This window comes from Meridianimarinicoccus aquatilis (assembly GCF_004358675.1).
Classification (GTDB): domain Bacteria; phylum Pseudomonadota; class Alphaproteobacteria; order Rhodobacterales; family Rhodobacteraceae; genus Meridianimarinicoccus; species Meridianimarinicoccus aquatilis.
Genome location: NZ_SMZO01000023.1, coordinates 22,294 through 42,575, shown reverse-complemented (window position 1 = coordinate 42,575; position 20,282 = coordinate 22,294). Strand labels below are relative to the sequence as shown.

The 20,282-nt window shown below is 57.5% G+C and carries 21 protein-coding genes and 1 tRNA gene; 11 read left to right on the top strand and 11 right to left on the bottom strand.

Annotated elements, in window-relative coordinates; all coding sequences use genetic code 11:
- Nucleotides 1–61 precede the first annotated feature (61 nt).
- The 4 genes from E2L05_RS11435 to E2L05_RS11420 all read right to left on the bottom strand — a co-directional run bounded on the left by E2L05_RS11435 (nt 62) and on the right by E2L05_RS11420 (nt 3,829).
- Nucleotides 62–138: transfer RNA gene (locus E2L05_RS11435), tRNA-Arg, on the bottom strand.
- A 79-nt stretch (nt 139–217) separates the two neighbouring features.
- Nucleotides 218–1,618: a sensor histidine kinase gene (locus E2L05_RS11430; RefSeq protein ID WP_133343055.1), complete on the bottom strand. Its 1,401-nt coding sequence runs from the start codon at nt 1,616–1,618 to the stop codon at nt 218–220.
- 61 nt (nt 1,619–1,679) lie between these two features.
- Complete coding sequence (locus tag E2L05_RS11425; protein WP_133343042.1) at nt 1,680–3,095, bottom strand: dihydrolipoyl dehydrogenase family protein; 1,416 nt, start codon at nt 3,093–3,095, stop codon at nt 1,680–1,682.
- Nucleotides 3,096–3,097: 2 nt separating this feature from the next.
- On the bottom strand, nt 3,098–3,829 hold the full coding sequence (locus tag E2L05_RS11420; RefSeq protein ID WP_133343041.1) for a TVP38/TMEM64 family protein: 732 nt from the start codon (nt 3,827–3,829) through the stop codon (nt 3,098–3,100).
- Nucleotides 3,830–4,109: 280 nt separating this feature from the next.
- Between E2L05_RS11420 and rpmH the strand changes: the two genes are divergently transcribed.
- The 3 genes from rpmH to yidD are packed head-to-tail and all read left to right on the top strand — an operon-like array spanning nt 4,110 to nt 4,934.
- Nucleotides 4,110–4,244, top strand: coding sequence for a 50S ribosomal protein L34 (gene rpmH, locus E2L05_RS11415; RefSeq protein ID WP_027262933.1), 135 nt, complete (start codon nt 4,110–4,112; stop codon nt 4,242–4,244).
- A 16-nt stretch (nt 4,245–4,260) separates the two neighbouring features.
- The gene (gene rnpA / locus E2L05_RS11410; protein ID WP_133343040.1) at nt 4,261–4,716 is read left to right on the top strand and encodes a ribonuclease P protein component; all 456 of its coding nucleotides are present in this window, start codon (nt 4,261–4,263) and stop codon (nt 4,714–4,716) included.
- Nucleotides 4,713–4,934 (top strand): membrane protein insertion efficiency factor YidD, encoded by a 222-nt coding sequence (yidD, locus tag E2L05_RS11405; protein WP_133343039.1) that lies wholly within the window; start codon nt 4,713–4,715, stop codon nt 4,932–4,934. Before rnpA ends, yidD begins: the two co-directional genes overlap by 4 nt.
- Before the next feature lie 15 nt (nt 4,935–4,949).
- Here yidD and E2L05_RS11400 read toward each other — a convergent pair whose 3' ends face one another.
- Nucleotides 4,950–5,933 (bottom strand): alpha/beta hydrolase, encoded by a 984-nt coding sequence (locus E2L05_RS11400; RefSeq protein WP_133343038.1) that lies wholly within the window; start codon nt 5,931–5,933, stop codon nt 4,950–4,952.
- A gap of 129 nt (nt 5,934–6,062) precedes the next feature.
- Between E2L05_RS11400 and ttcA the strand changes: the two genes are divergently transcribed.
- The 6 genes from ttcA to yihA all read left to right on the top strand — a co-directional run bounded on the left by ttcA (nt 6,063) and on the right by yihA (nt 12,535).
- Nucleotides 6,063–6,935 (top strand): tRNA 2-thiocytidine(32) synthetase TtcA, encoded by an 873-nt coding sequence (ttcA, locus tag E2L05_RS11395; protein WP_133343037.1) that lies wholly within the window; start codon nt 6,063–6,065, stop codon nt 6,933–6,935.
- A gap of 224 nt (nt 6,936–7,159) precedes the next feature.
- Nucleotides 7,160–8,551, top strand: coding sequence for a putative bifunctional diguanylate cyclase/phosphodiesterase (locus tag E2L05_RS11390; RefSeq protein WP_165971742.1), 1,392 nt, complete (start codon nt 7,160–7,162; stop codon nt 8,549–8,551).
- 129 nt (nt 8,552–8,680) lie between these two features.
- Nucleotides 8,681–10,498: a membrane protein insertase YidC gene (gene yidC, locus E2L05_RS11385; RefSeq protein ID WP_133343035.1), complete on the top strand. Its 1,818-nt coding sequence runs from the start codon at nt 8,681–8,683 to the stop codon at nt 10,496–10,498.
- The gene (locus E2L05_RS11380) at nt 10,495–11,241 is read left to right on the top strand and encodes an MOSC domain-containing protein (protein WP_133343034.1); all 747 of its coding nucleotides are present in this window, start codon (nt 10,495–10,497) and stop codon (nt 11,239–11,241) included. Before yidC ends, E2L05_RS11380 begins: the two co-directional genes overlap by 4 nt.
- Complete coding sequence (locus E2L05_RS11375; protein ID WP_133343033.1) at nt 11,238–11,879, top strand: CatB-related O-acetyltransferase; 642 nt, start codon at nt 11,238–11,240, stop codon at nt 11,877–11,879. The genes E2L05_RS11380 and E2L05_RS11375 overlap by 4 nt, the downstream gene beginning before the upstream one ends.
- Nucleotides 11,876–12,535, top strand: a complete 660-nt coding sequence (gene yihA, locus E2L05_RS11370; protein ID WP_133343032.1) for a ribosome biogenesis GTP-binding protein YihA/YsxC — start codon at nt 11,876–11,878, stop codon at nt 12,533–12,535. The genes E2L05_RS11375 and yihA overlap by 4 nt, the downstream gene beginning before the upstream one ends.
- 15 nt (nt 12,536–12,550) lie before the next feature.
- Here yihA and E2L05_RS11365 read toward each other — a convergent pair whose 3' ends face one another.
- Nucleotides 12,551–13,288: an SDR family NAD(P)-dependent oxidoreductase gene (locus E2L05_RS11365; RefSeq protein WP_133343031.1), complete on the bottom strand. Its 738-nt coding sequence runs from the start codon at nt 13,286–13,288 to the stop codon at nt 12,551–12,553.
- A 118-nt stretch (nt 13,289–13,406) separates the two neighbouring features.
- On the opposite strand from E2L05_RS11365, the gene argB reads away from it, so the two are divergent.
- Nucleotides 13,407–14,273: an acetylglutamate kinase gene (argB, locus tag E2L05_RS11360; RefSeq protein WP_133343030.1), complete on the top strand. Its 867-nt coding sequence runs from the start codon at nt 13,407–13,409 to the stop codon at nt 14,271–14,273.
- A gap of 24 nt (nt 14,274–14,297) precedes the next feature.
- Nucleotides 14,298–14,804: a SixA phosphatase family protein gene (locus E2L05_RS11355; RefSeq protein WP_133343029.1), complete on the top strand. Its 507-nt coding sequence runs from the start codon at nt 14,298–14,300 to the stop codon at nt 14,802–14,804.
- Nucleotides 14,805–14,837: 33 nt separating this feature from the next.
- Here the strand turns inward: E2L05_RS11355 and E2L05_RS11350 are convergent, their stop codons facing one another.
- From E2L05_RS11350 to E2L05_RS11330, 5 genes are all read right to left on the bottom strand, one after another.
- A complete protein-coding gene (locus tag E2L05_RS11350; RefSeq protein WP_133343054.1) occupies nt 14,838–15,608 on the bottom strand; it encodes an amino acid ABC transporter ATP-binding protein in 771 nt (256 codons plus the stop codon).
- A gap of 30 nt (nt 15,609–15,638) precedes the next feature.
- Nucleotides 15,639–16,940 (bottom strand): amino acid ABC transporter permease, encoded by a 1,302-nt coding sequence (locus E2L05_RS11345; RefSeq protein WP_133343028.1) that lies wholly within the window; start codon nt 16,938–16,940, stop codon nt 15,639–15,641.
- Between the two features lies 1 nt (nt 16,941).
- Complete coding sequence (locus E2L05_RS11340) at nt 16,942–18,156, bottom strand: amino acid ABC transporter permease (RefSeq protein ID WP_133343027.1); 1,215 nt, start codon at nt 18,154–18,156, stop codon at nt 16,942–16,944.
- Between the two features lie 113 nt (nt 18,157–18,269).
- The gene (locus tag E2L05_RS11335) at nt 18,270–19,286 is read right to left on the bottom strand and encodes an amino acid ABC transporter substrate-binding protein (RefSeq protein ID WP_133343026.1); all 1,017 of its coding nucleotides are present in this window, start codon (nt 19,284–19,286) and stop codon (nt 18,270–18,272) included.
- A gap of 265 nt (nt 19,287–19,551) precedes the next feature.
- Entirely contained in the window at nt 19,552–20,265 is a 714-nt protein-coding gene (locus E2L05_RS11330) for an ATP12 family chaperone protein (RefSeq protein ID WP_133343025.1), read from the bottom strand.
- Between the last annotated feature and the right edge of the window lie 17 nt (nt 20,266–20,282).

Here is a 20,282-nt window from a genome sequence, read left to right as displayed (position 1 = left end):
CCAATTTGAATCACTTAGTAACCAAAAGGTCAAAGTTACTTGATGTTCTAATGAAGGATAATGGCGCGCTGGGGAGGATTCGAACCCCCGACCCCTTGATTCGTAGTCAAGTACTCTATCCAACTGAGCTACCAGCGCGTGAGGCCGCTGTTTAGTCCTGAGTTGTTGGGACTGCAAGTGTAAAAATGCAGTAATTTCCAATAGGCAGTTCCGACGCTCAAGAAGTTGAATTGCGCGGTGTCGCAGCGTCCTTTGGCAAGTCTACGGCAAACACGGTGCCGCTCTCGTCGCTGGATACCAACCTTAGGTTCCCGCCGTGCCCACGCACCAGCTCTGATGCAATAACAAGGCCAAGACCGATGCCCCCTTTGCGAAAACTCCCCTGAAACGGTTTGAATAGATTTTCACGGGCCTTGGGCGGAAGACCAGGCCCGGTATCGCAAATTATCAGATTCCAATCCGTTTCGGACTCTGTCGCCTTGACGCGCACTTGACCAGCCGCGCCCGTGACTTCGATCGCTTGTCGCGCGTTGCGCACAAGGTTGCCGACGATCCGCAACACCTGCTCTGCATCACAGCGGATGACAAAGCCCGGAGGCACATCGTTGATCAGTGTCACCAAAGACTCTCCGCCTGCCATGCGTTCGCTTTCCAGCGTATCTTCGACCAGCGTATGTAACGGGTGACGGTCCAGCTTGGGCGGCGGCTCTTCTGCCTTACCAAACGCCAGCGTCCCTTCGCACAGATTGACCGCGCGACTGATGGACCCCACCAATTTAGGTGCCGACCTTTTGACGCGCGGATCATCGCTGCGCTCCAGCATGTCTGCAAACAGCTGTGCCGTTGTGAGAATGTTGCGCAAGTCATGGCTGACCTTTGCGACCGCCCCGCCCAACTGGGCCAACCGTTCTTTCTGGCGCAATGCGCTTGTCAAATCGGTCTGCATCGTCTGAAGCGCCACCTCGGCATCACGCAATTCGCGCACTGTTGCCGTTGGCGAGATAATACGCCGGGCGTCTTCAGGTGCCTCGGCATAATTTTTCATGTGCGCCACGACATTACGGATGGGGGTTACCATCATCCTCCGGACTGCGAAAAATAATAGGCTGGCAGTCAGGGCCGATATGAGCGCTGACAACACCAGTATCCGCAAACCGTAGTCCAGCATCGCCTCGCGCAATGGCATGGCGTCCATTGTGACTTCGATCAAAAGTCCGGCGTCACGCGTCGGGCTGCCAATGACCCGCACAATTTCCGGCTTTTTGGTCAGCAGCCGATCCAAAGCATCACGTATCAGTTGCGACGCAGGTGGATCGCGTAAGTCGAAGGTGTTCGAGATGGGCGTTGGAATCGGCGAAGACAGGATTAATTGGCGCATCGCGTCGCGCCGCAGAACGACGTTATAGACACCCGCGTTTTCCAGCAGTTCAGTCTCCAGCCCTTCATTGACTATACCGTCCGCCAACAAAGCAAGCGATGCGATTTGCGCCCGCTCTAGCCGGTCCAGAAGATAATCCTCTCTGAACCGGGCTATCGACGGGACGAAAATCATGATCTCGGCAAGCATCACGAAAGCAATTGTGAGGATCAGGAAACGACCGGAAAGCGAGTTGAACATATCGGCCCTTGGAATACCCCGTTTTCGTGCAGCAGACTGTCCCACTTTCCGGCGCCGGAACTTAGGGCAATACGCGTTGGACAAAGCGCACGACGCGCTTGACCGTATCGCTTTCAAACAGACGCGGGCTGTAATAGGCCCCCGCCGCTCTTTTGCTAATTTCGCCCAAGGTGGGATAAGGGGCAACCATATTCGCAACGGCCGACATCTTGAGCTTGTTGGCAATGACCAAGGCCCAAAGGCCGATCAACTCGCCGGCTTGCGCCCCGACGATGGAAGCGCCGACCGGCTTGCCCTTTACGATCATTACCTTGATCAAACCTGTCGTCTTTCCCTCGGCCACGGCACGGTCGTTTTGGTCATAGGCAAAGCGCACCACTTCCAATTTGTCACCGTGCGTCTTGCGGGCCTGTGCCTCTGTCAGACCCACTTGTGCCAATTCAGGATCGCAATAGCTGACCCAGGGAATGTGGTCGGTACGAACCTTCGCCGGCAGGCTGAACAACAAGGACCGAATTACAACCCCTGCGTGGTAGCCCGCCACATGTGTGAATTGAAGACCACCCGCCGCATCGCCAATCGCGTAAACGCGGCGATTTGAACTGCGCAAACGGTCGTCGACATCCACACCGCGCGGGCTGAACTTCACATCAGCTTTGTCCAAGCCAAGTTTTTCGACATTGGTCTTGCGCCCTACCGCAACCAAAACATGTGTGCCCGTCACATCACCACTTGGCGTAGTGACAGTAACCGCGCCTTCGTGTCCGCTGACCTTTTCGGCCGCCGTTTCTTCGCGGATATCGATCCCTTCTGCGCGCAGATTGTCGAGCAGGATCGCCGCCATTTCGGGGTCGTCCTTCCCCATCGCTTTTTGCGCTTCGATTACCGTGACGCGGCTGCCCAAACGCCGGTGCGCCTGCGCCATCTCCAACCCGATGGGGCCGCCACCAATGATGATCAGGTGTTCTGGCTGCTCGCGCAGGGCGAAAATCGTCTCATTTGTGTAATACGGAACTTCGGCCAGACCCGGGATCGGCGGAACAAACGGGCCGGACCCTGTCGCAATCACAAACCGGCGCGCGGTCACAACCGTATCGCCCGCCTGGACCTCGGTCGGCGATGTAAATTCGGCGAAATCGCGCAACACGCGAATTCCAAAGCCTTCGAATCGCTCTTGGCTATCGTGCGGTTCAATGGTCGCTATGGCGGATGCCACATGATCCTTCGCAGCAGCATAGTTCACGTGCGGCTCAGTCGGCGTGACCCCAAACTCCGCACCGGTTGTCATGGCATGCGCGTGCTTGCCCGCAGCGATCAACGCCTTGGAAGGGACGCACCCGTAATTCAGGCAATCGCCACCCATCTTGTGGCCTTCGATCAGAACCACACTGGCGCCCATTTGCGCCGCCCCCGCCGCGACCGACAGCCCACCAGACCCGGCACCGATGATGCAAATATCACATGTTATGCGTTCCATGATTACAGACCTTTCTTGCCGCGCACGGCCTTGAGCAGGATGGGTAGCGCCGCCAGCAGGCAAAGCCCGAGGATTGGCAAAAGAATTTCAGGTTGGAAGATGACCCCAAGATCAGGCGTCTCGCCTCGGGCAAACACTTCGCCCAAACCAGCACCGACAGAGGTGTAAACCAATGCACCGGGGATGATCCCCAAGAAGGTGGTGATCACGAATCGCGCCATGGGCACGCCAACCAATGCAGGGACAAGGTTGGCGACAAAGAACGGAACTGCCGGAACAAGCCGGATCAGGAACAGCATTTCCCACTGGTTCGCATCAATTCCGTCTTTGATGCGGCGCACCGTTCCAGTGGACGAATCCATGCGTGCGGCAAGCCGTTCGCCCAAGCCCCAGCGGGCGGCCAGAAAAATGCCGGCCGCACCCACCGTTGCTCCGGTGACGTTGAACAGCACACCTGGGAACGTTGCGAACAGAAAGCCACCTGTCAGTGTTGCAATTGTCGCCCCAGGAAGGCTGAAGGCCACGATGGTGGCGTAGAACGCAACAAAGGCAATCACAGTTGCCGCATAGTGCTCATCCCTAAAGGCCAGCAAAGCTTGGCGATTCTCCGCGAGGGCTTGGAAGCTGAGCACGTCGCGCAAGGTGAACGCGCCGATAAGTGCGATCACCCCAATGGCAATCAACGGGAGTCGTCGGGCAAGGCCAGACTTCTCAGCAGGAACTTGTTCGGTCATATTTGTATCCTAAGGCTTGGTGTTGCCTAAGACCTGACCTATCATTTGCGTTCGTCCTAGCCCCCCTCACGCGCGGGTGATGGGCTAAGGGCGCATCGTGAGAAGCCGTGCGAATTGTTACAGGTTCAGCAGGGCCCAACACGGCCCCGGAACGCTTTGTTACAGTTTTCCGCCCCATATCAATTGACGTAGCCACAGTTTGCGCCTAAACGCGGAACTTCGAAATTCCACCGGTCCGCGAATCCACCCGCAACGGACTGCAACAGACGGAGACGGCGCGATGAAACGCACCTTTCAGCCCAGCAACTTGGTCCGCAAACGGCGCCACGGCTTTCGTTCGCGCATGGCAACCAAAGCCGGCCGCAAAATCCTGAACGCCCGCCGCGCGCGTGGCCGCAAGGAATTGAGCGCGTAATAGCGCCCTTTGCACCGTGACCGGGCCTCATAGCCCAGCCACTGATCGTGACTTGGCCGCCGCGCAGGACGCAGGCGGCTTTGTTGCGTCTGGGTTGGAACATCCAACGCAGCCAGAGATTTCTGTTCTGGCGAAACGGGCAGACTTTTTGTCTGCGGCCCGGGCACTTCATCGTGCGACGCCCGGATTTGTTGTGCAGGCCCGACAGCGCAGCGCTGCCTTATCTGGCGCAGTTGGGATCCGAGTCGGGTTCACCTGCTCCAAAAAAGTCGGCAACGCGGTCGCACGAAACCGGGCAAAGCGGCGTCTGCGCGCCATTGCCCGCCTGGTTCTTCCTGCACATGGGAAGTCTGGTTGGGATTACGTCCTGATTGGCCGCGCAGGTATGACCGCGACACGCGACTTCGCTGAAATGCAGACAGAGCTTGAACATGCCTTGGCAAAAATTCACGCTCTAGCACATCGCAAATGACCCTGCTTGGTCACATGGTGGCCCTGCCCGTTCGGGCCTACCGCCTGATCCTATCACCTTGGGTCGGCCATGGATGTCGGTATCACCCAACTTGCTCAGCCTACGCACTCGAAGCGATTGAACGGCATGGCGGTCTCCGGGGTGGATGGCTCGCCCTCCGCCGGATCGCGCGCTGTCACCCTTGGGGCGGCTCAGGGATCGACAACGTCCCCGATTGACACCGATGCGATGAGTCAGGTCGGGTCAATTCGCGACGCCGGACTGGCCCGCAATGTAAGCATATTCCCGGTCGGGGCCAGTTCTCGCGTACTGACGCTTGCCCGATCCTTATCTCCCATCAACGTTTCATAGGCATCTCGCAGAAACGTCTCGTCAGTAAAATACCATCGGTGTCCCGCGAACTCGTCCCCACGGTAAGAGTCAGCCACCGCCGCGAACCGCGCCGAACAATCCACCTTTACACCTTTGCGAGGGCAATTATCAGGCAAACCAATGCGCCCGGCCCTCGGGGCAACGCCCACACGCTTGATGTTCGACAGGGACAGCACATTGTCATAGTGGTTGTGGTAACTCGTCAGCCGGTTGCAGTGACGATACAGCGACGACCCCTTGGGGTTGCCGTCTTCCAGCGACGACGCGGAAATGTCGCCCCCGAACAGCAACACCTGACTGACCGACCAGCTTGTCGAAGCCAGCGAGCGGCGATCATCAGCATAGTCGAACGCCTCGCGCACCACATAACTGCCCATTGAATGCGCCATGATATGAAGGTTTATTTCACAATCCGGGCGCTGCAATCGCACGAAGCTTTCTATCCCCTCACGCACCAACTGGTTAGCTGTCTGTTTGGCATCCCAACGGTCTTCGAGATAGTTCAAAGCGTTGTCCGCCGATGGCCAGTCATAGCCGATGACGGCACCGGTGAAACCTTGCGCCTCCAGCCCCACCCTCAGATGGCGCAGCCGTTCGAGCATCGTCTTGGGCGAGTGGTTATACCCATGAACATAGATGACCAAATCCCCCATCGGCTGGTGCGTTTTGATGTTCATGCGCCCGGCTGACGCATCCAGCACCTCGCGCAGCCAGTCCGATTTGCGGACCTGATGCGACAGCTCCGGCGCAGTGGCATCAGGCGGCACTTTCAAAAACCGCGCGGGTCCCGGTTCGGCAACAAAGCTCCCTCGGCTCACCTTTCGAACTGTAAACACGTAATCCACTTGGGTTCCCCGCTTTGACCTTGATCCCTCCCGCAAGGTTAACCGCCAAGGCCGCCGATATGCGAGGAAAAACAACCGGGCCGGGACCTTGGGCTTGCCAGAATCCGGACACAGCGCTAGGGCAATCGGATGCTTGATGATGCTGACGATATTCACCCGCTGTTCCACGGCGCCCCCTCTACCACCGAATTCCACAAACTGCGCAAGCGGATCGTGCGGCAGGTACGCGAGGCGATGGACGCGTATGGTATGGTTGATCGGGATGAAACAACGCGCAGGCCGCGTTGGTTGGTGTGCCTTTCGGGCGGCAAAGACAGTTATACCTTGCTGGCCGTTCTGCACGAATTGCAGTGGCGCGGTTTACTTCCGGTCGACATTCTTGCCTGCAATCTGGACCAAGGGCAGCCGGGCTTTCCCGCAACAGTCCTGCCCGAATTTCTGAAACGCATGGGCGTGCCCCACCGTATCGAATATCAGGACACGTATTCCATCGTCGTGGATAAGATTCCGCAGGGCCGCACATTCTGCGCGCTTTGCTCTCGGTTGCGCCGCGGCAATCTTTATCGTGTCGCGCGCGAAGAGGGCTGCGACGCCGTCGTTCTGGGCCATCATCGGGACGACATCTTGGAAACTTTTTTTATGAACCTGTTTCATGGCGGACGGCTTGCCACCATGCCCCCGAAGCTCGTGAACGAAGAGGGCGATCTTTTCGTGCTGCGCCCGCTGGCTCATGTGGCGGAGGTCGATTGTGATCGCTTTGCCCGCGCGATGAACTATCCCATCATTCCCTGCGACCTTTGCGGCAGCCAGGATGGATTGCAGCGCCAACAGGTCAAGGCGATTCTTGACGAATGGGAGGCGCGAAGCCCTGGTCGGCGTCAGGTCATCTTCCGCGCTCTGACCAACGCACGCCCTTCGCATTTGCTTGACGCGGGCTTGTTTGACTTTGCTGGGCTGGCTCTGTCTCCGAAGACTCCGGATGACCCGCCGCGCTTTGATTAAAATGCATCCTAAAAGGTCGACCACGAATTAACTCTGCGAATACCCCTCGTCTGCCATGCTTTTATCGGTCTGGTGCAGAGAGGGCGGAGTTCATGGCGGACAATGTGGCGAGAAGTTTCAGATCGCTAAGTGCCCAGTTTGTAAGATATTCCACACTCTCGCTCTCAATCCTTCCATCCGTGTGTGTGGCAATAGGTGCGGTGACCGGGTGGTTAGAAGCATTGTTGGCCGCCGTAACATTGCCGCTGGCTGTTTTTGCCTTGGGCCGCTTCCCGCCCGTGAGGCGCGCCTCAACCAGCAATGACGATCCGCGCAGCGTTTTGCATCATGCCCTAGCCACGATTTTGGGGGCTGGCGGGCGCATGCACCTTGGGGCGACCTGCCTTTTTGTCAGGGCCGATGATCTGAACAGCGCAATCGCGCAGGCCGGGCCAAGTGCTGCGCAAGACTTGATAGATAGGGTCAAGAGCAGGCTGCGATCCGCCCTTCGTGAACAAGACGCCGTGATCCGATTAGAAGACGCCAGTTTTGCTATCGTCGTCGGCTCCGCTGCCCCGATGGACATCGAATCGCTGATGCAAATCGCAACCCGCGTGCAAAGTACGCTCGCCGATCCAGTTCAGGTTGGGTCAGGATTCGCGCGACTTAGGGCGTCTGTCGGACTGTGTCAGGCAAATGGGCTGAATGCGCCGACCCCCGATGCGATTATAGAGGCAGCCGAAACGGCCCTAGTAGAAGCGCGTGGCGCTGGAATAGGTTCAATTCGAATTTATGCGCCGGCGATGCGCGCCAGACGCAACACAAGGGACATGCTTGTACAGGACGTCGCCCACGCACTGGAAAACGGCGACATAAAGCCTTGGTTCCAACCACAACTCAGCACAGATACCGGGCGCGTAACAGGGTTTGAAGCACTGGTTCGATGGCACCACCCAGACCGCGGCCCCATTCCTCCGTCAGACTTCATGCCCGCTTTGGATTCCGCGGGCCTCTTGGAACGGTTGGGCGAAGTCATGGTCGAACAATCGCTTCGGGCGCTCGCCTCGTGGGATGCTGAGGGCCTTGATGTACCTTCTGTGGGTGTAAATCTGTCGTCGGCCGATCTGAACAACCCGGCTCTGGCCGAACGGATTTCTTGGCAAATCGACAGGTTCGACCTGACACCGGACCGGCTAGCAATCGAAGTGCTGGAAAGCGTTGTGACGTCTTCACCTGACGATGCCGTGGCGAAAAACATCGCTGCGCTGGCAGCGTTGGGCTGTCATGTAGATTTGGACGATTTTGGCACCGGACATGCTTCGATCACAACGCTTCGTCAGTTGCGTATTGACCGACTGAAGATCGACAGATCCTTCGTGACTGGTGTCGACAAGGACCGGGAACAGCAAAACATGGTCACGACGATCCTGGCGATGTGTGAACATTTGGGGATCGCAACACTTGCGGAAGGCGTCGAAACAACCGGCGAACACGCGATGCTGGCCCAACTTGGCTGCAACCACGTTCAAGGATTTGCAATAGCCCACCCCATGCCATTCGAAGAGACCCACGCTTGGTTGAGGGCGCAAGTTGGAACTCTTGTGATCCGCCCGACACTGCGCCGAAAGTCGCTTTAGACCCTTGTTTTGCTCTTATAGACAGACCCGCAACCGCACCACATACCTGCAAACTGGGAAAACCGCTTGACCTTCGACCCTTGCCCCTGTTGAACCGGCCCAGTTTCCAATCCTTAGGCGGTGTTCGACATGGACGATCAAAACAAGAACATGATTCTGGCAACGGCTCTCAGTTTTCTGGTGATCCTAGGCTGGTTCCTGCTCTTCCCGCCAGAGGAGCCACCTGCCCCGGCAGAGCAACCCGTCGCAGAAATCGGGGGCGACCCGGCGACAGCAGATGTTGCAGCGGCGCCTCCCGCGCCCGATGCCACCGCCACGCTCCCTGTCGAAAGCCGCGACGTCGCATTGTCCGCTGCATCACGGGTGCAAATCCGAACAGATGAAGTCACTGGGTCAATCTCACTGACTGGCGGTCGGATCGATGATCTCTCCCTTGTGGACTATCACGAGACACTGGACCCAGACAGCGACATCGTGCGGCTTTTGTCGCCAGTCGGCGCTCCTGGTGCATACTATACCCTTTACGGCTGGGCTCCCGGCGGCGCCCTCGGGTTTGAAGACGTTCCAGGTGCCAACACGGAATGGCAGATCGAAAGCGGCACAGAACTGACCCCGACATCCCCCGTGACCTTGGTCTGGGACAATGGCAATGGTCTCGTGTTCCGGCGCGCCATGAGCATCGACGACAAGTTCATGTTGTCTGTCACTCAGAGTGTCGAAAACAGCACCGGATCGGATGTGCGCCTCGCACCTTACGGCATTGTCGCGCGCCACGGAGAGCCGGACACCGTCAACTTCTTTATCCTGCACGAAGGCGTCGTTCGCATGTCCGATGGCGAACTGCAGGAAATCGAATACGGCGATATGGAAGACTTAGACGTGAACGCCGCCGAGGCCGCACAGGTTGAAATCATCGATGTCGCGGAAAATGGCTGGGTCGGTTTCACGGATAAATATTGGATGACGACCCTCGCTCCGGCGCCGGGGCAAAGCTTCCGGTCGGTTGCCAAATTCGTCCCAAGCGCGAACATCTATCAGACCGAAACCCGCCTGCCGACGCAGACTGTCGCTGCCGGGGCCACCACCGAAGTCCAAACCTTCCTGTTTGCGGGCGCAAAGGAATGGGAAGCCATCAAAGGCTATGAAGAAAACCTCGGCATTCTCGGATTCGTCGACAGCATCGACTGGGGTTGGTTCTTCTTCCTGACCAAGCCAATTTTCTGGCTGCTGCACGAGTTGAACCTGATCATCGGCAATATGGGCTGGTCCATCATCCTTTTGACGCTGATCATCAAAGCGGCGTTGCTCCCCCTTGCCTGGAAGTCCTATGCGTCGATGGCGAAGATGAAAGAGCTTCAGCCTGAAATGGAGAAGCTAAAAGAGCGGGCTGGCGACGATCGTCAGAAAATGCAGCAAGAAATGATGCAGCTCTACAAAAAGGAAAAGGTGAATCCTGCTGCAGGCTGTCTGCCGATCATCATGCAGATCCCGATCTTCTTTTCCCTCTACAAGGTTATTTTCGTCACGATCGAACTGCGCCACGCCCCTTGGCTTGGCTGGATCCGCGACCTTTCGGCACCTGATCCATCGTCCATCTTGAACCTGTTCGGGTTGCTTCCCTATGCGCCGCCCGAAGCGGGGTCTATTTTCGCGATCGTGTCCTTGGGCATCCTGCCGATCATTTTGGGTATTTCCATGTGGATGCAGCAAAAGCTGAACCCGGCACCCACCGACCCAACGCAGGCCATGATCTTTGCGTGGATGCCTTGGGTGTTCATGTTCATGCTCGGCTCGTTCGCCAGCGGCCTTGTGCTCTACTGGATCGCGAACAACACGATTACATTCGTGCAGCAGTACTTCATTATGCGCAGCCACGGCTATAAACCCGATATCTTCGGGAACATGGTTTCTGGCTTGCGCAAGAAAAGCGCCAAGAAAGACACATGACACCAACGCTTGCCGCCATATGGCGCCACCCAATCAAAGGGCATGGGCGCGAACGGCTGGCAAGCGTGAGCCTCGTCCAAGGCGAAACCATGCCATGGGACCGCACGTGGGCGGTGCTGCGTGAGGGGGCAGAAGATCCCAACGGGGGGTGGGCGGTCTGCAATTCCTTCACACGCGGTGCCGGAAGCCCAAGGCTGATGGCGATCACCTCGCAGCTGGATGAGGCGACCGGGAATATCACCCTCCGCCACCCGGACCAGCCCGATCTCAGCTTTGCACCGGATGGGGACACCGCCGCGTTTCTGAAGTGGGTCACGCCGTTGGTTGCCGAAGGGCGCCCTGCCCCGGTTGCGGTCACCCGCGCCGTGCAGCAGGGAATGACAGACACAGCCTTTCCGTCGATCAGCTTATGCAGCACCGCCTCGCTGCGCGCGCTGTCAGACCAGCTTGGCACCGACCTTTCGCGGGACCGCTTTCGGGCAAATCTGTGGATCGACGGGTTTGAGCCGTGGCAGGAATTCGATCTGATTGGTTCAACGCTCCAGATTGGCGATACCACGCTGAAAGTCGAAATGCGCAATACTCGCTGCCGCGCGACCGAAGCCAATCCCGAAACAGGCCACCGGGATGCGCAGACCCTGCGCGCGCTAAAGGACACATGGGGCCATATCGATTTTGGCGTTTATGCCGTGGTCACCACAGGCGGCGTTCTTGCCGAAGGCGATACGGTACATGTGCTATGATCGGCCCAGACCCAAACACGCTGCATCCCCTTTCTGCGACTGATCAAATCGTCTTTCTTAAGCCATTGGCCGAAGGACGGCCTAATGTCACCGTGGGCGATTACAGCTATTACGATGATCCCGTGGATGCATCCGCGTTTTTCGACACGAATGTCAGATATCACTTCGACTTTGTTGGCGATCGCCTGACCATCGGGCCATTCTGCGCCATTGGCCGGGGCACAACGATCATCATGAACGGGGCAACTCACGCGATGGGTGGGGTGTCGACCTTCCCGTTCAACATTTTTGGCAATGGCTGGGAAGTCGGGTTCGACCCCGCAACATGGGCCGCCGAAAATCGCGGCGACACTGTGATCGGGGCAGACGTCTGGATCGGCACAGAGGCAACGCTGATGCCCGGCGTCACCATCGGCCCCGGCGCAATAATCGCCGCACGCGCAGTCATTACGCAGGACGTGCCGCCCTATAGCGTCGCTGCCGGCAACCCGGCCCGCATTGTGCGCAGCCGTTTTGACGATGCCACTGTCGCAAGGCTTCTTTCCCTTGCGTGGTGGGACTGGCCGCGCGACAAGCTGATGCGCAATATCAACGCCGTGCGCGGTGCCGACATCACTGCACTGGAGTCCGCCACATGACCTCCCTCCCTTTTCCCCTTGTTGAGGCGCCCGATGAGGCGTCACGCGAACGGGGTCGCAAATTCTTTGCCGCCGAAACCACTTTCGTGAAGGGTGTCGTCGCCATGTCGGGCCTACCCCCGGCCGACCGGGTCGAAATCTGCTTCGCAGGCCGGTCCAATGTCGGAAAGTCGACGCTGATCAATGCTCTGACTGGGCGCAAGTCGCTGGCGCGTGCGTCAAACACACCGGGCCGCACCCAAGAGATCAACTTTTTCGAACGTGGCCCGCTTTATTTGGTGGACCTTCCCGGCTACGGGTTTGCCAATGCGCCAGTGGCCGTGGTCGACAAGTGGCAGCGCCTGTTGAAGAACTACCTGTCCGGCCGCGCCACGTTGCGCCGCGCCTTTGTGCTGATTGACAGCCGCCACGGGATTAAAGCCGTTGATGAAGAAATCCTGTCGTTGCTCGATACATCGGCTGTACCGTTCCAAGTGGTTCTGACCAAGGCCGACAAGATTAAACTCGGCGAGCGGGACAAGATGCTGACTCAAGTGCGAGGTGCGCTGGCAAAGCATGTTGCCGCCTATCCAGAACTGATCCTGACCTCGTCAGAAAACGGTGACGGCATCGCGACCTTGCGCAGTACAATCACCACGCTAACGGAACAGAGCTAAGCGACCAAAGCCCGCTCAGACGTGCTGACCTGCGTTCACTTCTATTTCTGTGCCTGTGACATAGCTCGCCGCGTCAGAGCATAGGAAATAAATCACATCCGCAACTTCAGATGGCTGACCGAGCCGCCGCAATGGCAGGCGTTCAACGATCTTGTCCGTACCAGGGCTAAGGATGGAGGTTTCGACCTCTCCCGGTGCAATGGCGTTAACCCGGACACCATAGGGGCCGAAATCATGCGCCATCTCGCGTGTGAGCGCCGCCAGCGCCGCCTTTGACGTCGAATATGCTGCCCCGGCAAAGGGATGCACACGCGAGCCTGCGATGGATGTGACATTTACCACGGCGCCGCCAGCCGCTGACAACTCTTCGCGCAGGCCACGCGCCAGGATCACGGACGCAAAAAAGTTCACGTGGAACACATGGCCCCATGTCCGCAAATCAGTATCCAGCGTGTTCAGCCGGCCGCCATCTTCAGCCTTGGGCGAAATGCCAGCGTTGTTCACCAGCGCGTCCAGCCGACCATTCAGCTTTGTGCGGATATCTTCTATCGCCTCAATCGTTTTCTTCGGATCAGCCAGATCGATCTGGATATGGTTTTCTTCGCCGCCGGGCCAAGGGCACCGATCATCAAAGGGGTGCCGCGAGCAAGTCAAGACCCGCCAACCTGCCGCAGAAAAACGTTTGACCGTGGCGTGCCCGATCCCGCGACTCGCCCCCGTCAGCACAATTGTCCGTTGTCCAGCCTCGGTCATTGTATCCCCTTTTGGTCCCGTCAACCTATCAACCTGTGGCGGGCATTCAATCTCTGCCCCTTGGCAGCGTGACGCGCAACGACTAACACCGCGCAAACAGGTACTGGGACCCAAAGGGATGAAAAAACAGAACGCCATGCAGCTTGACTGGATCGCCACCGCGCGCACGCTTTCAGAAGCCCTGCCCTATTTGCAGCGGTTCAACGGGGCAACTGTTGTGATCAAACTTGGCGGGCATGCCATGGGCAGCGATGAAGCGATGCGAAGCTTCGCCCGCGATATCGCATTGATGAGTCAGGTCGGTGTGAACCCGGTTGTCGTTCACGGCGGCGGCCCCGCCATCAATGACATGTTGGCAAAACTGGACATAAAGTCAGAGTTCGTGAACGGCAAACGGGTCACAGATGCCGCCACCATGGATGTGGTTGAAATGGTGCTTGCCGGGCTGATCAACAAGCGGATCGTTGCAGCAATCAACGCTGAAGGCGGCCGCGCGGTCGGCTTGTCCGGGAAGGATGGGAACCTGATGGTCTGCAAGCAGACCGACCCCGCGCTTGGCTACGTTGGTACTCCTGACAGGATGGACACCACCGTTCTGCGCACCTTGTTTGGCGCGCGGATGATCCCGGTGATTGCGCCCCTTGGCGTTGGGGAAAACGGACAAAGTTATAACGTCAACGGTGATACCGCCGCCGGTGCAATCGCGGCAGCCCTCAAGGCGCGGCGATTGCTTTTGCTGACAGACGTGGCCGGCGTGAAGGATGATACAGGTGCCGTGGTGACGGAACTCACAGCACCGCAAATCAGGTCGCTTACTGAAAAAGGTGTGATTGCTGGAGGAATGATTCCCAAGACGGAAACCGCGCTGGCAGCTTTACGCGGCGGCGTGCGTGCTGCGGTCATTCTTGACGGTCGTGCCCCTAATGCGTGCCTGCTGGAATTGTTTACCGACCACGGCGCGGGATCGATCATTCGTGCGACTTGATTGTTCTGGAAAGGGACCAACTGCATGTCACTTCGCCTAATACTCATGCGCCATGCCAAATCCGATTGGTCCGACGATGTGCCAAGCGATCATGAACGCATCTTGAACCAACGCGGCCGCGATGCGTGTGACGCAATCGGGCCGTGGCTTGCGGATCATAACTATGAGACGGACCTGACGCTGTGCTCTGACGCGGCGCGCACCCGAGAGACATGGCAGCGTGTATCAGAACATCTGAAAGGCGCGCATGATCTAAAGGTCCTGCCGCAGCTATACTTGGCGAGCGCCACGACCTTGCTGAATGAGATCCGAACATGCGGTCAGCAAAGCGTAACAGTTGTCGCTCATAATCCCGGTATCGGAAATCTAGCGAATGGGTTGGTCACCAGCCCACCAAGCCACAGTCGGTTCGTGGCCTTCCCAACTCTGTCGACACTGATCGTAGAGTTTCCCAATACGACTTGGGCAGAGATCGAGCCCCGGTCCGGACAGGTGATCGACTTTATCGTTCCGCGTGATCTGACAGACTGACCGGGCGCGTTGCACCCGGCCATTGCTGTCGCCTTAGTGACCCAGGATCTGGCTCAAGAACAGTTTTGTCCGCTCGCTCTGCGGGTTGTTGAAGAACGGCTCAGGCTTGTTCTGTTCAACGATCTGTCCTTGGTCCATGAAGATGACACGGTTCGCCACCTGACGTGCAAACCCCATTTCGTGGGTCACGCATAGCATGGTCATGCCCTCTTCGGCGAGCTGGATCATCGTATCCAGAACTTCCTTGATCATTTCCGGATCAAGCGCTGATGTCGGCTCGTCAAACAGCATGATCTTGGGCTTCATGCACAAACTGCGTGCGATGGCCACGCGCTGCTGCTGACCACCGGACAACTGCCCGGGGTACTTGTTCGCTTGATCGGGAATTTTGACCTTTTCAAGGAAATGCATCGCCGTTTCTTCGGCCTGCTTCTTGGGTGTTTTCCGAACCCAAATCGGTGCCAGCGTGCAGTTTTCCAGAATGGTCAGATGCGGGAACAGGTTGAAGTGCTGAAAGCACATCCCGACTTCTGATCGGATCTTGTCGATGTTCTTCAGATCGGATGACAGCATCGTGCCATCGACGCTGATCGACCCTTGCTGGTGTTCTTCCAGCGCGTTGATGCATCGGATCAGAGTCGATTTGCCCGAGCCGGATGGCCCACAGATCACGATCCGCTCGCCGCGATAGACAGTCAAGTTGATGTCCCGCAATACGTGGAATGACCCGTACCACTTGTTCATGCCCTGAATGTCGATTGCGACCTCGCTGGACACTTTCATTTGCGTCGGCGCTTCTGCCATTGATGTATCACTCATGTCGGTCCCCAAGGATCAGCGGTGGTCGGTGGCGAGCTTACGCTCGAGATATTGCGAGTATTTCGAAATGCCGAAGGTAAAGACGAAGAACAAAAGCGCCGCGAAGACGTAGAGTTCCCAGTAAACCCCGAACCAGTCCGTCGATGACAGGATCGGACCTTTGATCATGCCCAGCATGTCGAACATCGAGATGATCGAAACCAGCGTGGTATCTTTGAACAACGAAATGGCGATGTTCACGATCGAAGGAATGGCGATTTTCAAAGCTTGCGGCAGGATAATCAGACGCATGGACTGCCAGTAGTCCAACCCAAGGCTATCGCCTGCCTCGTACTGGCCCTTTGGCAGCGCGGCCAAGCCGCCGCGAATGGCTTCGGCCATATAAGCCGACGCAAAAAGGGTAATCATGATGATCACGCGCAGGATCAGGTCAAAGTTCGTGCCCGGCGGCAGGAAGTACGCCAGCATCACAGAGGCCACGAACAACAGTGTGATCAGCGGCACGCCGCGGATGAATTCGATGAACATTACACAGATCATCTTGATGATCGGAAGGTTTGATTGCCGCCCCAGCGCCAGCGCGATCCCAAGCGGCAAAGACAAAGCAATGCATGACGTCCCCAAGATGAAGTTGATCATGAAGCCGCCGATTTCTCGGCTTTCGACACGCTCCAACGTCAACGGTACGACACTCGACAATCCAGTGGACAACGGACCAGCCAAGAACAGCCAAAACGCCAATGTGACGACCAAACCTGCAATCAACGCCCCAAAGAACGACTTGGTTTCAAGCGCCCGGAAGGCTGCAAAGCCCGCCACAACACCAACAAGCGCCAAAATTGGGAGCCACAACGTCCCGCCCCAAATCAACCAATAAGCGATAAAGGGAAACAGGCCGGTGAACCACAGCATTTTGCGTGGCAGTTCAATGAACAAAATCGGCGCCAATGCGACGAACAGCATCAAGAATGCGATGACGGCCCGGCCATAATGCTCGCTCGGGTAGTTTCCGAACACAAGCTGCGGCCAGCGTTCTGCGATGACAGCAAAACATCCGCCCACCGCCCCATCCAGAACTTCGCGGCAATCGCGGATCGAGTCTGCCCGCCAGACACCGTTGAAGACCCATGGCACGATCGCACTGATCAGAGCATACAAGCAGTAAGCCGCCAGAAGAGTCATGATCGAGTTGCCGACAGAACTGAACAAGTTCTCTCGCAGCCATTTCACAGCGCCGGTTTCTGACACAGGCGGTGCAACGGATGGCAGGGTATCATGGCGGACAAATGCCTGAATTTTGGGTGCGCTGCCGCTCATCTCAACGCTCCTTCAGCTTGATGGCATTGTTATAGATATTCATCACTCCGGCGATGCTCAGCGAAATAATCAGATAGAACAGCATCAGAAGAAGGATCGCTTCGAAGCTTCGGCCCGTCTGGTTCAACGTGATGCCGCCAAGGGTCCCGGTGATATCCATGTATCCAACCGCGGCTGCCAGTGACGAGTTCTTGGTCAGGTTCAGGTACTGCGAAATCAGAGGTGGAATAATCACACGAAGCGCTTGCGGCAGGATCACAAGGCGCATGATCCGCCCCGGTCGCATTCCCAATGCTGCCGCGGCTTCGGTCTGGCCCTTGCTCACGGACATGATACCGCCGCGCACATTTTCTGCAATGAACGCGCCTGTATACAACGCCAGAGCGAACCAAAGTCCGATCAGCGACCCGAATATCTGAATGCCACCCTGGAAGTTGAAACCCTGCAACGACGGGTACGCCAGCGAAATTGGCATCCCTGTCAGGAAATAGACGAGCAGCGTGGGGACAAAGAATATGGCCAACGACAGCTTTAAGACCGGAATTTCACGCCCGGTGTCGAACAGCAATTTCACGGCATACCGGCGCAGCGCAAAGATGCCAACGATGGACAGGAAAAACACGGTCACCACCATCCACGACCCCGGCTCCCACACTGGGCGGGGGATATAGACCCCTCGGTTGGTGAACGCGAAGGCATCCATCACCATGGAAGCGGTCGCATTCTCGCCGCGAAAGGCACTGGGCGCAGGCAACGCGTTCGACATGACCGAAAAGATGATCAGGATCCAAATCAGAACTGGAACGTTCCGGAAGATTTCCACGTAACCGGACATCAACTTTGCAACGAGCCAATTGTTTGACAGGCGAAGAACGCCGACCGTAACACCGATGATCGTGGCCGTGATGCAGCCCAGAAAAGCGACCAGCAATGTGTTCAGGATGCCGACAAACGCCGCCCGCAGGTGGGTGTCGGTACTGGCATAGGGAATAAGCTTTTGGTTGATATCGTACCCTGCGCCCTCTCCGAGGAAGCCATAGGAGATATTCTGCCCCAACGCGGCAAGGTTTTGGGTCGCATTCCAGGCCATCCAGCCAAATAGAAAGACGATCGCAAAAAAGGCGATGATCTGAAAAGTGATGCCACGATACCGTGTATCGTTCACCAGCATGCTCAGTCGGAAGACCGGCTGCGTCGGATCGCTCATTGTGCTCATGTTCGGAGTCCTATGCGCGTCAGGCTGAGTACAGCGCGGGGAGCGCGGGTGCAAAAGGCACGGCAGATAAAGAATAGGGCGGCGAAGTTATCAACTCCGCCGCCCTGATCAGATTAGCGGAAGGGCGGTGCGTAGAGCAGGCCGCCTTCGGTCCACTGTGCGTTCAAGCCGCGCGCAAGACCGATCGGAGTGTTCTGACCGATGTAGCGCTCAAAGATTTCGCCGTAGTTGCCGTTGGCGGCGATTGCGTTCTTTGCCCAGTCAGCCGAAACACCCAGCATTTCACCAAGGCTGCCTTCGCTGCCCAGCAGGCGGTTGATCTCTGGGTTGTCTGTACCGGCGGCCAGTTCTTCGATGTTGGCCGATGTGACGCCCAGTTCTTCAGCCGCGATCAGTGCGTTCAAAGTCCAGCGAACGACGTCGCCCCATTCATTGTCGCCGTGGCGAACAAGCGGGCCAAGTGGCTCTTTGGAAATGATCTCAGGCAGAATGATGTGGCCCGATGGATCTTCGAATGCAGCACGTGTCGCGGCCAGACCGGACGCATCCGTGGTGTACACATCGCACGAGCCTGCAAGGTACTGCTGTTGCGCTTCAGACGCGGTCGAAATCGGGACCGGCTGATAGCTCATGTTGTTGATGCGGAAGAAGTCAGCAAGGTTCAGTTCGGTCGTTGTGCCGGCCTGAATACAAACGGTCGCGCCGTCCAGCTCTTTTGCCGATGTCACGCCAAGCGCGGCGGGTACCATGAAGCCCTGACCGTCGTAATAGTTGACGCCGGCGAATTCCAGTTTCAGGTCCACGTCGCGCGAGAAGGTCCATGTGGTGTTACGTGCCAGCATGTCGATTTCGCCAGAGTTCAACACCTCGAAGCGGACCTGGTTTGTGGTTGGCGTGAAGTCGACGGCGGACGCATCGCCAAGTACGGCAGCTGCGACAGCGCGGCAGACTGCAACGTCAAAGCCCTGCCATTCGCCATTTGCGTCCTGCGAGGCAAAGCCGACAAGACCGGTGCTGATGCCGCAATTCAAAGCGCCGCGCGCTTTCACATCATCCAGTGTCTGGGCCGAAGCCATTACGCCCGCCACGCCCGCAATTGCGAGTGCGCCAAGGAACACAGTTTTCTTCATATCATTTTCCCCTGATGGTCCACTTACGTGGATTTTTAACGATCCGTTGGCCGAACCGGTCTCGATTACGGTACCATTAGAAACATAGCGCCGCTGCGAACTTGTGCAAAAGCACAGTTAGACGTCAACCCTGACCAGCGGGAAAAACCCTTGAGACAATGAAAGAAAAGCCTCTTTATTCTTCCTATCGCGCAAAAAAACAGCACTCCGAGGGCCGCAAACCACTGTGGAACGCAACAATTCACCTTTTAAGGGATAGTCAGGATCAGCCCGCGTGGCGAAGCGCATAAAAACGCGCCGCATCCGCAAATGAAGCGGCTTTAATGGCTGCCGTAGCGGCAGCATCATCGTCATGACCCCATTGTTCCGCCTGCCATGTCTCGTCGATTCGGCTAAGCGCCCAAAGGTCTTGCACAGGCCGCACGCCCTGAAGCGCGGCAAGGCCGATCACCAGTGAGCCGGTCAACGCCACCAGATCGTGGAATGGGGCCAGATCGAAAGCATCCAGCGCTTCCACCCGGCGGCTCAGGGCCGCGACGCTGGCAGTTGGTTGTGGGATGTACATAACCCCCGCCGCCACATCGAGCGGTGCGTCCAGCATTTCCTTCGCCCACACTAAAAGCGGATCCCATGCCTCGGCCTGCCGCGCCACCAATTCCGCTGGCCGTTCCGCGCGATAGCAAAGCAGGTCACTTTCGCCATAGGCGGCCAAAATCTCGGCGACCTCGGCTTGCTGCACCTTCACTTTGTCGATCGCCGTATTCGCAATTCGCGTCAACGGCATGGAATTGGGGTCGATGGCTTCGGCTTGTGCATCCCATTCGGCAGCGATTGCCCCCGCCAGTGCGGCCGCGGGCACAACCAAAGGCGCCTTTGACGGGGTTTTGATTGCGCGCCCGTCCAGAAGAATACAGTAGCCATCGGCTTCTTCGCCCACCGACGCGGATGTCCAGAACCGCTTTTGCTTCCACTCAGTCATTCTAATGATCCGTTACT

What these genes read in the sequence shown, in the direction of transcription:
- E2L05_RS11375 (WP_133343033.1), top strand. Translation starts at nt 11,238, where the DNA reads ATGATCGGCCCAGACCCAAACACGCTGCATCCCCTTTCTGCGACTGAT.
- E2L05_RS11335 (WP_133343026.1), bottom strand. Translation starts at nt 19,286, where the DNA reads ATGAAGAAAACTGTGTTCCTTGGCGCACTCGCAATTGCGGGCGTGGCG.
- E2L05_RS11355 (WP_133343029.1), top strand. Translation starts at nt 14,298, where the DNA reads ATGTCACTTCGCCTAATACTCATGCGCCATGCCAAATCCGATTGGTCC.
- E2L05_RS11380 (WP_133343034.1), top strand. Translation starts at nt 10,495, where the DNA reads ATGACACCAACGCTTGCCGCCATATGGCGCCACCCAATCAAAGGGCAT.
- ttcA (WP_133343037.1), top strand. Translation starts at nt 6,063, where the DNA reads ATGCTTGATGATGCTGACGATATTCACCCGCTGTTCCACGGCGCCCCC.
- E2L05_RS11420 (WP_133343041.1), bottom strand. Translation starts at nt 3,829, where the DNA reads ATGACCGAACAAGTTCCTGCTGAGAAGTCTGGCCTTGCCCGACGACTC.
- yidC (WP_133343035.1), top strand. Translation starts at nt 8,681, where the DNA reads ATGGACGATCAAAACAAGAACATGATTCTGGCAACGGCTCTCAGTTTT.
- E2L05_RS11350 (WP_133343054.1), bottom strand. Translation starts at nt 15,608, where the DNA reads ATGGCAGAAGCGCCGACGCAAATGAAAGTGTCCAGCGAGGTCGCAATC.
- E2L05_RS11365 (WP_133343031.1), bottom strand. Translation starts at nt 13,288, where the DNA reads ATGACCGAGGCTGGACAACGGACAATTGTGCTGACGGGGGCGAGTCGC.
- argB (WP_133343030.1), top strand. Translation starts at nt 13,407, where the DNA reads ATGAAAAAACAGAACGCCATGCAGCTTGACTGGATCGCCACCGCGCGC.
- yidD (WP_133343039.1), top strand. Translation starts at nt 4,713, where the DNA reads ATGACCCTGCTTGGTCACATGGTGGCCCTGCCCGTTCGGGCCTACCGC.
- rpmH (WP_027262933.1), top strand. Translation starts at nt 4,110, where the DNA reads ATGAAACGCACCTTTCAGCCCAGCAACTTGGTCCGCAAACGGCGCCAC.
- E2L05_RS11425 (WP_133343042.1), bottom strand. Translation starts at nt 3,095, where the DNA reads ATGGAACGCATAACATGTGATATTTGCATCATCGGTGCCGGGTCTGGT.
- E2L05_RS11330 (WP_133343025.1), bottom strand. Translation starts at nt 20,265, where the DNA reads ATGACTGAGTGGAAGCAAAAGCGGTTCTGGACATCCGCGTCGGTGGGC.
- E2L05_RS11345 (WP_133343028.1), bottom strand. Translation starts at nt 16,940, where the DNA reads ATGAGCGGCAGCGCACCCAAAATTCAGGCATTTGTCCGCCATGATACC.
- yihA (WP_133343032.1), top strand. Translation starts at nt 11,876, where the DNA reads ATGACCTCCCTCCCTTTTCCCCTTGTTGAGGCGCCCGATGAGGCGTCA.
- E2L05_RS11430 (WP_133343055.1), bottom strand. Translation starts at nt 1,618, where the DNA reads ATGTTCAACTCGCTTTCCGGTCGTTTCCTGATCCTCACAATTGCTTTC.
- E2L05_RS11340 (WP_133343027.1), bottom strand. Translation starts at nt 18,156, where the DNA reads ATGAGCACAATGAGCGATCCGACGCAGCCGGTCTTCCGACTGAGCATG.